This is a genomic window from Streptomyces sp. VNUA24 (assembly GCF_029167005.1).
Taxonomy (GTDB): Bacteria; Actinomycetota; Actinomycetes; order Streptomycetales; family Streptomycetaceae; genus Streptomyces; species Streptomyces scabiei.
In genome coordinates, this window is record NZ_CP119143.1 from 6,964,968 (window position 1) to 6,978,426 (window position 13,459).

A 13,459-nucleotide genomic window follows, 5' to 3' on the forward strand; every position below is an offset into this window, starting at 1 on the left:
CCGGCGGGATCAGCGCGTCCACGCGACCCCGCCGCCGGTAGGGTGGCCCGGTTGTCATACGTAGCCGGGGTGTCCGCGTCGCTGCGCGAGTCGTCCCGGGGCTACCCGCCGCCGCTCGACCCCCAGACCGGAGACCGTGACTACCACCGCCACCTCCTCGAACCACCACCTCTCTCCCGCCTTCCCCGGCCGCGCGCCCTGGGGCACGGCCAGCAAGCTGCGTGCCTGGCAGCAGGGGGCGATGGACCGGTACATCCAGGAGCAGCCGCGGGACTTCCTCGCGGTCGCGACCCCGGGCGCCGGGAAGACGACCTTCGCGCTGACGCTCGCGTCCTGGCTGCTGCACCACCACGTCGTGCAGCAGGTGACGGTCGTGGCGCCCACCGAGCACCTGAAGAAGCAGTGGGCCGAGGCCGCGGCACGGATAGGGATCAAGCTGGACCCGGAGTACAGCGCGGGACCGCTCAGCAAGGAGTACGACGGCGTCGCGGTCACGTACGCGGGTGTGGGCGTGCGGCCCATGCTGCACCGCAACCGCAGCGAGCAGCGCAAGACCCTCGTCATCCTCGACGAGATCCACCACGCCGGTGACAGCAAGTCCTGGGGCGAGGCGTGCCTGGAGGCGTTCGAGCCCGCCACCCGGCGGCTCGCGCTCACCGGCACCCCCTTCCGCTCGGACACCAACCCCATCCCCTTCGTGACGTACGCGGAGGGGTCGGACGGCATCCGGCGGTCCTCCGCCGACTACACCTACGGCTACGGCAACGCGCTCGCCGACAACGTCGTGCGGCCCGTCATCTTCCTCTCCTACAGCGGCAACATGCGCTGGCGGACCAAGGCGGGCGACGAGATCGAGGCCCGTCTCGGCGAGCCCATGACCAAGGACGCGGTCAGCCAGGCCTGGCGTACGGCCCTCGACCCGCGCGGCGAGTGGATGCCGAGCGTGCTGCGCGCCGCCGACCAGCGGCTCACCGAGGTCAGGAAGGCCATCCCGGACGCCGGCGCCCTCGTCATCGCCACCGACCAGGACTCCGCCCGTGCCTACGCCAAGCTGATCCGCGAGATCACCGGGACGAGCGCGACGGTCGTCCTCTCCGACGACTCCGGCGCCTCGAACCGCATCGACGAGTTCAGTCAGGGCACCGACCGCTGGATGGTCGCGGTGCGGATGGTGTCCGAGGGCGTCGACGTGCCCCGGCTGGCCGTGGGCGTCTACGCCACCACCATCTCCACCCCGCTCTTCTTCGCCCAGGCCGTCGGACGCTTCGTGCGGTCCCGGCGGCGCGGCGAGACCGCGTCCGTGTTCCTGCCGACCATCCCCGACCTGCTCACCTTCGCCAACGAGATGGAGGTGGAGCGGGACCACGCCCTCGACAAGCCGAAGAAGGAGGGCGAGGAGGACCCGTACGCCGAGGAGGACAAGCTCCTCGCGGAGGCGGAGCGGGAGCAGGACGAGGACACCGGCGACCAGGACATGCTGCCCTTCGAGGCGCTGGAGTCGGACGCCGTGTTCGACCGGGTCATGTACAACGGCGCCGAGTTCGGTATGCAGGCCCACCCCGGCAGCGAGGAGGAGCAGGACTACCTCGGCATCCCGGGGCTGCTGGAACCGGACCAGGTGCAGCTGCTGCTCCAGAAGCGGCAGGCGCGGCAGATCGCGCACAGCCGCAAGAAGCCGGACTCCGAGGCCGACCTGGTGGAGCTGCCCGCCGACCGGCGGCCCGTCGTCACCCACAAGGAACTGCTGGAGCTGCGCAAACAGCTCAACGGCATGGTCGGCGCGTACTCCCATCAGTGCGGCAAGCCGCACGGCGTCATCCACACCGAGGTGCGGCGGGTGTGCGGCGGACCGCCGAGCGCCGAGGCCACGGCCGGGCAGCTGCGGCAGCGCATCGCCAAGGTGCAGGAGTGGGCCACCCGGATGCGGTGACCTCCGGACGCGCCGGCCTCCGGTGCGGGTGACCTCGGTGCGGGGGACCTGAGCGGGTCACTTCCGGAGCGTGCGCGCGGTGGCCCGTGCGACGCGCCCGCACATTTCGCGACAAATGCAAGTAGTCCGTACCGGTCACTGACCGGATTCTGGACGGAGTCTTCCGCTCAGCGAACCGGCTCGTCTACTGTCCCGCTACGCATACGCCCCGTGGCAGCGCCGCCGCGGAGCGCAGCCGTGAAGCGACTCCGCCCGGATGATCCGGGTTCAGCCGATCGGCGGCCTCTGTGGCGCGGCGCCGACGGGACCGGTGACGCATCAGCCGTGACAGGGGTTGCCGCCTCACCCAAGAAGGAGTGGGTGTCGTGACCGCGGAGACCTCTCAGACACTCGACCGGGGACTGCGTGTCCTCAAGCTGCTGGCCGACACCGATCACGGGCTGACCGTCACCGAGCTCTCCAACAAGCTCGGGGTCAACCGCACCGTCGTCTACCGCCTGCTCGCGACCCTGGAGCAGCACTCCCTCGTCCGCCGTGACCTCGGTGGACGCGCCCGGGTCGGGCTGGGCGTGCTGCGGCTCGGGCGGCAGGTGCATCCGCTGGTGCGCGAGGCCGCGCTGCCCGCGCTGCGCTCGCTGGCCGAGGACATCGGCGCGACCGCCCACCTCACGCTCGTCGACGGCACCGAGGCACTGGCCGTCGCGGTCGTCGAGCCGACGTGGACGGACTACCACGTGGCGTACCGGGCCGGCTTCCGGCACTCGCTGGACCGGGGGGCCGCGGGGCGGGCGATCCTGTCCGGCCGGCAGCAGCCGGGGGACTGGCCCGGGTACGCGCTCACGCACGGTGAGCTGGAGGCCGGCGCCAGCGGGGCCGCCGCGCCCCTGCTCGGGGTGAGCGGGGTCGAGGGCAGTGTGGGGGTGGTCATGCTGGCGGACGCGGTGCCGGAGCGGGTCGGGCCGCGGGTCATGGACGCGGCCCGAGAGGTGGCCGACGCACTGCGGTGACCGCGCCGCGGTGACACACTGCGGTGACGCGCCGCGGTGACGTGCGTCCGCGCCGCCTCGACCGCCGGCTCACCCGTCGAGGGTGCCGAGCCAGTCCAGCAGGTGGGCCGTGAAGGCGTCCGGCTTCTCCATGTTGACGTAGTGGGCGGTGTCCTCGATCGATACGGCCCGGCCCTCGCCCGCCACCGTCCTGGTCAGGCGCTCGGCCATGGCGATGAGGTCGGGGGCGTCCAGGGCGCCGTTGACGGCGAGGGTGGGCACGGTGATCGAGGCGGCCCGGGCCCAGGTGTCGGTCACCGGGACGTGCCAGTCCTTCTCGCCGAGGGTGTGCTTGGCCGCGGTGGCGCGGCTCATCTCCCGTACCCGCCGCACGATCTCGGGGTCCACGTCCGCGACCTTGCGCCGCGGGCCCGCCACGACCTCGTCGCCGACGTCGAGCCACCCCTCGATGTCCCCCGACATCAGCGCGCCGTAGTACCGGGCGGTGCTGTCCCTGGTCCACGGGTCGGTGGACTCTGGCTCGCTGGTCCCGACGCCGCTGACGACGAGGGCCCGTACGAGTTCGGGGTGCTCCAGTGCCGTGTCGACGGCGATGCCCCCGCCCATCGACAGGCCGATCAGGACGGCCGGGCCCGTGTCCAGGTGGCGCAGCAGCGCGGCGAGGTCGTCGGTGAACCGGAACGGCCCGCTCGCGTTGGCGGAGGCGCCGTGCCCCCGGGCGTCCGGTACGACGACGCGATGGTCGGCCGCCAGGGCGGGCACCAGATCGCGCCACATGCGGTGATCCGTGAAGCCGCCGTGCAGCAGCACGAGCGGGGCGCCCGTGCCCACGTCCTGGTAGGCGAGCGGGCCGTCGGCGGAGGGGAATGTGCGCAGGGGCACCTGCGAGGCATCGTTCATGACAACCAGGGTGTCATGTTGTACGAGAAGTGACAACCTGATTGTCATTCTGCTTGTGTGAAGGGCCCGGGCGGGCACCCCGCCGTGACCGAGAACGGAGAATGGCCCCGTGACAGAGAACGAGGAGCCGCTGCCGCCCGACCTGCTCGCCGGGCGGCTGTCCGAGGTGTTCGCCGTCCTCGGCCCCCTCTACCGGCGCACCACCCGCGCGCTGGAGCTGAAGGAGAGCAAGGAGGGGTTCCCCGTCGGCGTACGGGCCGTGCTGGAGCTGCTGCGCATGGGCGGACGCCCCATGACCGTCCCCCAGATGGGCCGGACACTGGCGCTGAGCAGGCAGTTCGTGCAGCGCATGGTCAACGAGGCGGCCGGCCGGGATCTCGTCGAGGCCATCCCGAACCCGGCGCACCAGCGGTCCTCCCTGATCCGGCTGACCGACACCGGCCGGGCGGCCATCGACGCGCTGGTCGCCCGGGAGCGCGAGCTGTTGCGGCAGGCGGGCGGCGACCTGACGGGCGCCGACGTCGACGCCTGCGTACGGGTGCTGACGCATCTCCTCGGACTCTTCGAGGACGTGGACGTCAACTGACGCCGGCCGGCGACCACGACCGGCCGGCGCCGGCGTCCTCCGCGGGCCCCCGGGTGCCACCGCCCCCTGGCCGGAACCGCACCTCACGTAGATTGACCCCGTGCTCTCACGTCTCTCCCTCCTTTCGCGTCCCGTGGCCGTAGCCGTATGCGCCCTGCCCGTGGTGGGCCTGCTCGTCACGGTGGCGTTCGCGCCGTTGCCGTTCACCGTGGCGCAGCCGGGGCTGACGGCGAACGTGCTGGGCGAGAACAAGGGGGAGCCGGTGATCACGATCAGCGGCGCGGAGGCCCGCAGGACCAGCGGCCAGCTGCGGATGACGACGATCGAGGCGACGGGCCCGGACGCCCGGGTCGGACTCGGTGACGTGCTCGACGGCTGGTTCCGCACGGACCAGGCCGTCATGCCGCGCGACGCGGTCTACCCCAGCGGCGACACCACCGAGCAGATCCAGAAGCACAACGAGGCCGAGATGAAGGAGTCCCAGGACACGGCCACCGAGGCGGCGCTCGCCTACCTCGGCGAGGACTCCGACGACGTCGACGTCACCCTGCGGCTCGCCGACGTCGGCGGCCCCAGCGCGGGCCTGCTGTTCTCCCTCGGCATCGTCGACAAGCTCGACGGCGACGGCAGCGGGGGCGACCTCACCGGCGGCCGGATCGTCGCCGGCACGGGGACCATCGCCACCGACGGGCGGGTCGGTCCCGTCGGCGGGGTCGCGCTGAAGACCCAGGCGGCCCGCCGCGACGGCGCGACCGTCTTCCTCGTCCCCCGGGCCGAGTGCGCCGACGCGCAGAGCGAACTGCCCAAGGGGCTGCGGCTCATCCCGGTGACCACGCTCAAGGGCGCGGTCGACTCGCTCGTGGCGCTGGAGACGGGCAAGGGCAAGGTCCCGAGCTGCTGACCGGGGTGCCGGCGCTCACCCCTGCCGCCCGGGTCCCTCCGGAGCCGCCGGGTCCGGGGCCGTCCGGTGCGCCGCCTGCGCCGCCTGCTCCACCAGCGGGATGATCCGCAGCGGGACGGCGTTCTCCATGACGATCGCCGTGGCGGCGCGGACGATGCCGTCGAAGCCGACGACCCGGTCGATCACCCGCTGCAGATCGGCGTTGGAACGGGCCACGAGCCGGCACAGCATGTCCCCGTTGCCGGTGGTCGTGTGCAGCTCCAGCACCTCCGGGACGGTCGCCAGGTGGGCCCGGACGTCGGCCCCCTGCCCCTGTCTGATCTGCAGGGTCGCGAACGCCGTCACCGGGTAGCCGAGCGCGGCCGGGTCGACCTCGGGCCCGAAGCCGCGGATGACCCCGTTCGACTGGAGCCGGTCGAGCCGGGCCTGCACCGTGCCCCGCGCGACCCCGAGCCGCCGTGACATCTCCAGCACCCCGATCCGCGGTTCGCGCGCGAGCAGGACGATGAGCCGTCCGTCCAGATGATCGATCGCCATCGGCCCTCCCGGATGGTCACCCTGTACAGAACAAGCAGGGACGTGGGTTCCGCGCTGAACATATTGTCCAGCCGAAACGCGATGTGTTGCGCACCTTGTGGGGACGGGAGGAGTCTGCGGTCATGGCAGCCACCTCCGCGCACACACAGCGCGTCCCCGACACCGCCCGGCAGGCAGACCCCTTCCCGGTCAAGGGAATGGACGCGGTCGTCTTCGCCGTGGGCAACGCCAAGCAGGCCGCCCACTACTACTCCACCGCCTTCGGCATGCGGCTCGTCGCCTACTCCGGCCCCGAGACGGGCAGCCGCGAGACGGCGAGCTACGTCCTGGAGAACGGCTCGGCCCGTTTCGTCCTCACCTCGGTCGTGAAGCCCGCCACCCCCTGGGGCCACTTCCTCGCCGAGCACGTCGCCGAGCACGGGGACGGCGTCGTCGACCTGGCCATCGAGGTCCCGGACGCCCGCCGCGCGTACGCCTACGCCATCGAGCACGGCGCGCGTTCGGTCGCCGAGCCGTACGAGGTGAAGGACGAGCACGGCACGGTCGTGCTGGCCGCGATCGCCACCTACGGCACGACCCGGCACACCCTCGTGGACCGCTCCGGCTACGACGGCCCGTACCTCCCCGGCTACGTGACGGCCGCCCCCCTCGTCGAGCCGCCCGCCCACCGCACCTTCCAGGCCATCGACCACTGCGTCGGCAACGTCGAACTCGGCCGGATGAACGAGTGGGTGGAGTTCTACAACCGGGTCATGGGCTTCACGAACATGAAGGAGTTCGTGGGCGACGACATCGCCACCGAGTACAGCGCGCTGATGTCGAAGGTCGTCGCGGACGGCACGCTGAAGGTCAAGTTCCCGATCAACGAGCCGGCCGTCGCGAAGAAGAAGTCCCAGATCGACGAGTATCTGGAGTTCTACGGCGGTGCGGGCGTGCAGCACATCGCGCTCAACACCAACGACATCGTGCGGACCGTACGGACGATGCGGGCGGCCGGGGTCGAGTTCCTGAACACGCCCGACTCGTACTACGACACGCTGGGGGAGTGGGTCGGCGACACCCGGGTTCCGGTCGACACCCTGCGCGAACTCAAGATCCTCGCGGATCGGGACGAGGACGGGTATCTGCTGCAGATCTTCACCAAGCCGGTCCAGGACCGGCCGACGGTCTTCTTCGAGATCATCGAGCGGCACGGGTCGATGGGGTTCGGGAAGGGCAACTTCAAGGCGCTGTTCGAGGCGATCGAGAGGGAGCAGGAGAAGCGGGGCAATCTGTGAGGTGCGCCCAGTGATTCGGGGGTCCGGGTGCGTGGGCGACTGCCGCTGAGTGGGGGCTGATCGCGCAGTTCCCCGCGCCCCTAAAAGCACCAGGCCCCGGCGGGCCTGAAAGCCCAGGCCCCGCGGGCCTGAAAAGCGGCGGCCTGCGGGCCTGAAAAGCGTGGGGCGCAGCCCCGGCTTTTCAGGGGCGCGGGGAACTGCGCGAGAAGCCCCACGCACCCGCACCCGCCGACGAGACCCGCACCCCCCACCCCCTCACGCGAACCCCCCGCCCTCGCCCACGTACGGGTTCAACCGCCGCGCCTCGGCGAGATGCCGCCGCGCCGGGGCCGCCAGCCCCACCGCCCCCTCGATCACCCCCCGGTGATACGCGCGGAGCGCACTGCGCACCTCCCCACCCTTCGCCCGGTCCGTCGCCCGTCGCGCGAACCCCAGGGCCTCCTCGTCCGCACCGGCCCGGTGCAACGCCCACCCCAGCGCGTCGGCCACCCGCAGCCCCGGCTGACGTCCCCACTCGGCCCGCAGCACCCGCACCGCCACCGCCGGGTCCCCGTGGTCCGCCTCCAGCGCACCCAGCACCAGCGACTCGTTCACCCCGGCCGCGGCGGACCGCGCCACCAGCGCACGCACCACGCCGTACTGCTCGCGCGCCTGCCTCCCGCGCCCCAGCGACTCGTACAGCTCGCCCAGCCGCAGCGCGACCCCCGCCGACGGCCGCCGCGACAGCGCCACCCGATAGGCGCGCACAGCCTCCGCCGGCCGCCCCAGCGCGGCCAGCGCCCGTCCCCGGCACGCGTCGGCGTCCGGCTCGCCGCGCGCGGCCGCGCAGTACCGCAGCGACTGTTCCGCCTCCCCCCGCTCCCACGCCAGCTCACCGGCCCGCGCCCACCAGAGGGCCCCCGCGGCCGACGGCCCGGCGGCCGTCGTCTCCGAGGCCGCCGCGTCCGAGAGCGCCGCCGCCGCGTCCTCGCGCGCCCCCCGGTCCCAGGAGACCTGCGCGGCCCGCGCCCGTGCCGCCGGCCCGGAGTACGCGGCGAGCATCCGGTCCAGGCTCGCGCGGGCCGCCTTGTACCGGCCGAGCCCGTCGTAGGCGTCGATGAGCAGCGCGTACGGGGTCCAGCGCGCCGGCGCCACCCGAACGGCCTCCTCGCCCCAGCGTTTCGCCGCCCGGAAGTCGCGGCGGGCGTTCGCGAGGGCGGCCAGCCCTTCGAGGGCGGCGGTGTTCCCGGTGGGCCGCAGCCGCAGCGAGGTGCGCAGGGCACGGTCGGCCTTCGGATAGTCGGCGACCCGGCCGGTCCGCCGGGCCCGCTCGGTGTACGCCACGCCGAGCACCGCCCACGAGGCGTCGTCACGCGGACGGACGCGCACCCGGGCCTCGTGTTCCCGGACGGCCACCGCGACCTCGGACGGCGCGACGGGCATCCCGGCCACCATCGCCGTCCCCGCCCGCCGCGCCCCGGGCCCGGCCGCCCCCGCCACCCGGCCGGCCCGCGCGTCCCCGCCGTCGTCCCCGTCCGGCTCCACCCCCATCAGCACGCCCCCGAGCACCAGGCACCCGACGAGGGCCGCCGCGACTCCCCGCCCCGACCCCGGCCCCCGTGCCCGCCCGCCGGCCCGGCGCAGCGCCGCCCGCACCTCGTTCTCCACAGACATGCCGCTCACTGTGCGTCAATACGACGACCACATCCCGTACCCCGGAAGGCTCGCGTCGACGGGTTCACACCGATGGCCGTGAGTGCGAACCTGTGATCATGAGCCGTATCGAAGCCCCGGCCGACGAGACGACCGGCAACCTCGTCGACCGTCTGCTGAGCGGACTGCCCACCGAGGCGGTCCTCGTCGATCCCGATGTCACGGCCTCGTACGCCAACGACATGGCGAGCTTCTGCGAGGCGGGTGCCCCGGCGGTCGTCGTGCTGCCCCGGACCGTCGAACAGGTCCAGCACGTCATGCGCGTCGCCACCGAACTGCGCGTCCCGGTCGTCCCCCAGGGCGCCCGCACCGGTCTCTCCGGCGGAGCCAACACCTCCGAGGGCTGTATCGCCCTGTCCCTCACCAAGATGGACCGGATCCTGGAGATCAACCCCGTCGACCGCATCGCCGTCGTCGAACCCGGTGTCGTCAACGCGACCCTCTCCCGCGCGGTCAACGAGCACGGCCTCTCCTACCCGCCGGACCCCTCCAGCTGGGAGATGTGCACGATCGGCGGCAACATCGGCACGGCCTCCGGCGGCCTGTGCTGCGTGAAGTACGGGGTGACCGCCGAGTACGTCCTCGGCCTGGACGTCGTGCTCGCCGACGGCCGGCTGATGTCCACCGGCCGGCGCACCGCGAAGGGCGTCGCCGGCTACGACCTCACCCGGCTCTTCGTCGGCTCCGAGGGCTCGCTCGGCATCGTCGTACGGGCGATCCTCGCCCTGAAGCCGCAGCCGCCGCAGCAGCTGGTGCTGGCGGCGGAGTTCGCGTCGGCCGCCGCCGCGTGCGACGCGGTGTGCCGGATCATGGCCGGCGGGCACGTCCCCTCACTGCTCGAACTCATGGACCGTACGACCGTGAAGGCCGTCAACGACCTCGGGAACATGGGGCTGCCGGAGACGACCGAGGCGCTGCTGCTCGCCGCGTTCGACACCCCGGACCCGGCCGCCGACCTCGCCGCCGTCGGGGCACTGTGCGAGGCCGCGGGCGCCACCCAGGTCGTCCCGGCGGACGACGTCGCCGAGTCCGAACTGCTGCTCCAGGCACGGCGGATGTCCCTCACCGCACTGGAGGCGGTGAAGGGCACGACGATGATCGACGACGTGTGCGTCCCGCGCTCGAAGCTCGGCGAGCTGATCGAGGGCGTGGAGCGCGTCGCCGAGAAGTACGACCTCACCATCGGGGTCTGCGCGCACGCCGGCGACGGCAACACGCATCCCACCGTCTGCTTCGACGCGGCGGACCCCGACGAGTCCCGGCGCGCCCGCGAGTCGTTCGACGAGATCATGGCCCTCGGCCTGGAACTCGGCGGCACGATCACCGGCGAACACGGGGTGGGCATCCTCAAGAAGGAGTGGCTGGCGCGGGAGCTGGGCCCGGTGGGGACGGAGATGCAGCGGGCGGTGAAGTCCGCCTTCGACCCGTTGGGCATCCTCAACCCGGGCAAGCTGTTCTGACCCGCGCGCACCGCGCCACCCCGGTGACCGGCGCCCCTTCCCCCACGCCTCACCGGGCCAGGAGTTCCGCCAGGCCGTCGTCGAAACCCAGCATGTCGAACTCCGAACCCGGCGGCACCACCCGCAGGGTCCGCTCCAGCCAGGCCGACACCGCGGCGGCCGGCGCTTCGAGCAGCGCGTCCCCGTCCGGCGAGCTGAGTGCCATCAGGACGACGCCGCGGCCCGACACCTTCGTCGGCCACACCCGCACGTCCCCCTGACCGCACGGCCGGAACACCCCTTCCACCAGCAGCTCCCGGGCGAAGGTCCAGTGCACCGGGCGGTCGGAGTTGATGTGGAAGGTGATGTGGACGGCGTACGGGTCGTCGCTGCGGAAGCCGAGCTTGGCCGGTACGGGGAGGGTGCGCTCGGGTGACAGGACGAGTCCGAGTTCCAGCTCGCGCTCCACGACGGTGTGCCGCATGGTGATCGTTCCTCTCTCGTGGCGGGCCCTCGGCGCGGGCCCGTACGAGTGAGAGGGCCGAGGACCCCCGGGCATTACGCGGGTTCGCGAAACTTTTTTCCGACGAGTCCGAGGAGTCCGACGAGTCCGGGCGACCGGCCCCCGGCGGCCGGCGTCCCCGCGGGTCCGTATCAGATCCGTGCGTGAAGGGGGCGGGTCCGGAGGCAGCGGTCATGGACCGGGCCGGCGTCTGGTAGATCTGGATGCCTCCACCCGACCCACGAGCAGATACGGGACGACGGACATGAGCGCCCCAACCCCGGCCCCCGGCGACGACAGGCCCCGCGAAGGGTATTACCCGGACCCGTCCATTCCTGGATACGTCCGGTACTGGAACGGCGCTGCCTGGGTGCCGGGGACGAGCCGTCCGGCTCCCTCGGACGGCAGGCCGATCGCCCCGCCGCCCGACTCCGGTTCCTCCGGCGCCGTGGAGGAGACGGGCCCGCACTTCTTCGACGAGGACCCCGCGTCCGACGGCGAACAGGGGCGCCCCGCATCCGACAACGCCCTGCACGGCTCCCGCCCCGAGCCCGCCTCCGCGTGGGGCGCCGACCGCTCCCGCCAGACCGGCTTCGGCGGCGACAAGGACCGCCGGGTGTCCTGGGGTTCGGGGTCCGTCCCGGACCCGCGCGATCCCCGGGTCCCCCTCGTCGCGGACGCGGGCGGCCCCGCCGACGGGGGCGACCCCGGGCGTACGGCGAGTACGGACGGCACGGCCACGATCCCGCCGGCGGACGCCGACGAGGAGGCCGGGGCCACACCGGGCACGGTGGTCTTCCGGCGCCCCACCCCGCAGGGTGCCGAGAGCGCGACCCCTCCGCGGCCCGGCGGGGGCGTGCCCCTGACCCCCGCTCAGGTCGCCGCCCAGCAGGCCCTCGGGCTCGCCCCGCAGCCCGCCGCTCCCGCGGTGTCCGGCCCGCAGCAGCAGTCGCTGCCCTCACAGCAGCCCCCGCGGCAGCCTCCGCAGCAGGGCCCGCGGTCGGGCACCGCCCCGCAGGCGCCGGCGGTCCCGGCCGCCGCCCCGGTCGCTCCGGCCCCGCCGCGGGCGGAGCCGCCGCCGTCCCCGTTCGGCGGCGCCTTCCCGCAGCAGGCCCCGGCGACGCCACCGGCCGCACCCGATCCGCAGGCCGCCCTCGCCCCGCAGTCGCCCGACACCCCCATGGCCGTCGGGTTCGGCGGCGGGCAGCCCTCCTGGGCGCAGCAGGTGCACCGGCTGGCCGGGGGCGAGACCGAGCAGCCGGTCGCGCCGTGGAAGCCGGTGGTGGAGGACCCGTTCCAGGCGGCGGCGCGGCGGCAGGCGGAGGCCAGGCCCGCGGGGCTCGGCAGACGGTTCGCCGCCCGGCTCGTGGACAGCGTCGTCGTCGGCAGCGTCACGGCCGTGGCCGCCGTGCCGTTCGGCACCAAGGCGATCGACCACATCGACGGGAAGATCGACGCGGCCAGACTCTCCGGCGAGCGGGTCACGGTCTGGCTGGTCGACGGCACGACCTCCGTCTACCTGGGCATCATCCTCGGGGTCCTGTTCCTGGTCAGCGCCCTGTACGAGGTGCTGCCCACCGCCCGGTGGGGCCGCACCCTCGGCAAGAGGCTGCTCGGCCTCGACGTCCGGGACATCGAGGGCCATGAACCCCCGTCGTTCGGGCGCTCCCTGCGCCGCTGGCTCGTCCACACCGTCTCCGGGCTGATCGGCATCGGTGTGATCGGGGTCCTGTGGTGCGTGTGGGACAAGCCATGGCGCCAGTGCTGGCACGACAAGGCGGCGCACACCTTCGTGGCGGGCGGGTAGCGGGGAGCGGGCGGGGCGCGGCCCGGCGTACCGCGTGCCCCGTACGGCCCCGTGCCGGATGCGGAGTCCGGGGGTTCGGGGTCGACTCGGGCCATGAGCACCGAACCGCCGCCCTTCGGCTCCGGTCAGTCCCCGGACGACGACCGGTTCAGGAAGCAGCCGCCGCCGCAGCAGGGCGGCGGCTCCCCGTACGACCCGCCGCCCCGGCAACCGCCGCCGTACGGAAGCGGACAGGAGCCCCCGTACGGAAACCAGCCGCCCCCGTACGGGGACCGGCCCCCGCCCCCCGGCGGCGGTCCCTACGGCGGGGACCCCTACGGAGGCGGGCCGTTCCCCAACGATCCGCTCGCGGGCATGCCGCCGCTCGCCGACAGCGGGAAGCGGGTCCTGGCGCGGATCATCGACATGATCCTGGTGGGGCTCGTGGTGTGGCTGCTGGCCTGGGCGTTCAGGATCAGCCAGTACACGGTCGACTCGGACGACTTCGAGTTCGGCAAGTCCCTGGCCCAGGAGGCGCTCGCGGCCGTCCTCTACATCGCGTACGACACGGTCCTCACCGTCAGGAACGGCCAGACCCTCGGCAAGAAGCTGCTGAAGCTGCGGGTGGCCGACCTCGACGACGGCTCCACGCCCTCCACGCAGACCGCGCTGATCCGGGCGGCCGTGCTGTGGATCCCCTTCGCCTTCTGCTGCGCCTGCGTCTGGACGGCGATCGCGGGCGGCTGGAGCTTCTTCGACAAGCCGTACAAGCAGGGCCTGCACGACAAGGCGGCCAAGACCGTAGTGGTCGGCATCCCGTGAGCACCCGGGCGCGGCGACGACGGGACCGTGTACGCACGGGCCCGCCGCAACGTTTCAGCGTGCTGTCACCGTGTGCCGGT

The 13,459-nt window shown here is 73.3% G+C and carries 12 protein-coding genes; 8 read left to right on the plus strand and 4 right to left on the minus strand.

From position 1 onward, the window contains the following. Positions 1-136 precede the first annotated feature (136 nt). Both PYR72_RS29770 and PYR72_RS29775 read left to right on the plus strand, forming a co-directional pair. The gene (locus tag PYR72_RS29770) at positions 137-1,930 is read left to right on the plus strand and encodes a DEAD/DEAH box helicase (RefSeq protein ID WP_275458135.1); all 1,794 of its coding nucleotides are present in this window, start codon (positions 137-139) and stop codon (positions 1,928-1,930) included. A gap of 365 nt (positions 1,931-2,295) precedes the next feature. Then, positions 2,296-2,937 (plus strand): helix-turn-helix domain-containing protein, encoded by a 642-nt coding sequence (locus PYR72_RS29775; RefSeq protein WP_275458136.1) that lies wholly within the window; start codon positions 2,296-2,298, stop codon positions 2,935-2,937. Positions 2,938-3,006: 69 nt separating this feature from the next. Here PYR72_RS29775 and PYR72_RS29780 read toward each other — a convergent pair whose 3' ends face one another. Further along, entirely contained in the window at positions 3,007-3,837 is an 831-nt protein-coding gene (locus tag PYR72_RS29780; protein ID WP_275458137.1) for an alpha/beta hydrolase, read from the minus strand. 109 nt (positions 3,838-3,946) lie between these two features. Here PYR72_RS29780 and PYR72_RS29785 point away from each other — a divergent pair, with 109 nt between their 5' ends. Both PYR72_RS29785 and PYR72_RS29790 read left to right on the plus strand, forming a co-directional pair. Continuing rightward, the gene (locus PYR72_RS29785) at positions 3,947-4,423 is read left to right on the plus strand and encodes a MarR family winged helix-turn-helix transcriptional regulator (RefSeq protein ID WP_275458138.1); all 477 of its coding nucleotides are present in this window, start codon (positions 3,947-3,949) and stop codon (positions 4,421-4,423) included. Positions 4,424-4,556: 133 nt separating this feature from the next. Continuing rightward, positions 4,557-5,324: a S16 family serine protease gene (locus PYR72_RS29790; protein WP_275458139.1), complete on the plus strand. Its 768-nt coding sequence runs from the start codon at positions 4,557-4,559 to the stop codon at positions 5,322-5,324. A gap of 15 nt (positions 5,325-5,339) precedes the next feature. Here the strand turns inward: PYR72_RS29790 and PYR72_RS29795 are convergent, their stop codons facing one another. Further along, on the minus strand, positions 5,340-5,861 hold the full coding sequence (locus tag PYR72_RS29795; RefSeq protein WP_275458140.1) for an Lrp/AsnC family transcriptional regulator: 522 nt from the start codon (positions 5,859-5,861) through the stop codon (positions 5,340-5,342). Between the two features lie 122 nt (positions 5,862-5,983). On the opposite strand from PYR72_RS29795, the gene hppD reads away from it, so the two are divergent. Further along, positions 5,984-7,138, plus strand: a complete 1,155-nt coding sequence (gene hppD, locus PYR72_RS29800; protein ID WP_059081231.1) for a 4-hydroxyphenylpyruvate dioxygenase — start codon at positions 5,984-5,986, stop codon at positions 7,136-7,138. 255 nt (positions 7,139-7,393) lie between these two features. On the opposite strand, the gene PYR72_RS29805 is transcribed toward hppD, so the two are convergent. Then, the gene (locus PYR72_RS29805) at positions 7,394-8,791 is read right to left on the minus strand and encodes a hypothetical protein (protein ID WP_275458141.1); all 1,398 of its coding nucleotides are present in this window, start codon (positions 8,789-8,791) and stop codon (positions 7,394-7,396) included. 92 nt (positions 8,792-8,883) lie between these two features. On the opposite strand from PYR72_RS29805, the gene PYR72_RS29810 reads away from it, so the two are divergent. After that, entirely contained in the window at positions 8,884-10,290 is a 1,407-nt protein-coding gene (locus PYR72_RS29810) for an FAD-linked oxidase C-terminal domain-containing protein (RefSeq protein ID WP_275458142.1), read from the plus strand. A 49-nt stretch (positions 10,291-10,339) separates the two neighbouring features. Here the strand turns inward: PYR72_RS29810 and PYR72_RS29815 are convergent, their stop codons facing one another. Next, positions 10,340-10,753: an SsgA family sporulation/cell division regulator gene (locus PYR72_RS29815; RefSeq protein WP_275458143.1), complete on the minus strand. Its 414-nt coding sequence runs from the start codon at positions 10,751-10,753 to the stop codon at positions 10,340-10,342. Positions 10,754-11,036: 283 nt separating this feature from the next. Here PYR72_RS29815 and PYR72_RS29820 point away from each other — a divergent pair, with 283 nt between their 5' ends. Together PYR72_RS29820 and PYR72_RS29825 are read left to right on the plus strand one after the other, a co-directional pair. Beyond that, positions 11,037-12,578: an RDD family protein gene (locus PYR72_RS29820; protein ID WP_275458144.1), complete on the plus strand. Its 1,542-nt coding sequence runs from the start codon at positions 11,037-11,039 to the stop codon at positions 12,576-12,578. A gap of 93 nt (positions 12,579-12,671) precedes the next feature. Continuing rightward, the gene (locus tag PYR72_RS29825) at positions 12,672-13,379 is read left to right on the plus strand and encodes an RDD family protein (RefSeq protein ID WP_275458145.1); all 708 of its coding nucleotides are present in this window, start codon (positions 12,672-12,674) and stop codon (positions 13,377-13,379) included. The last annotated feature ends 80 nt before the right edge of the window (positions 13,380-13,459 follow it).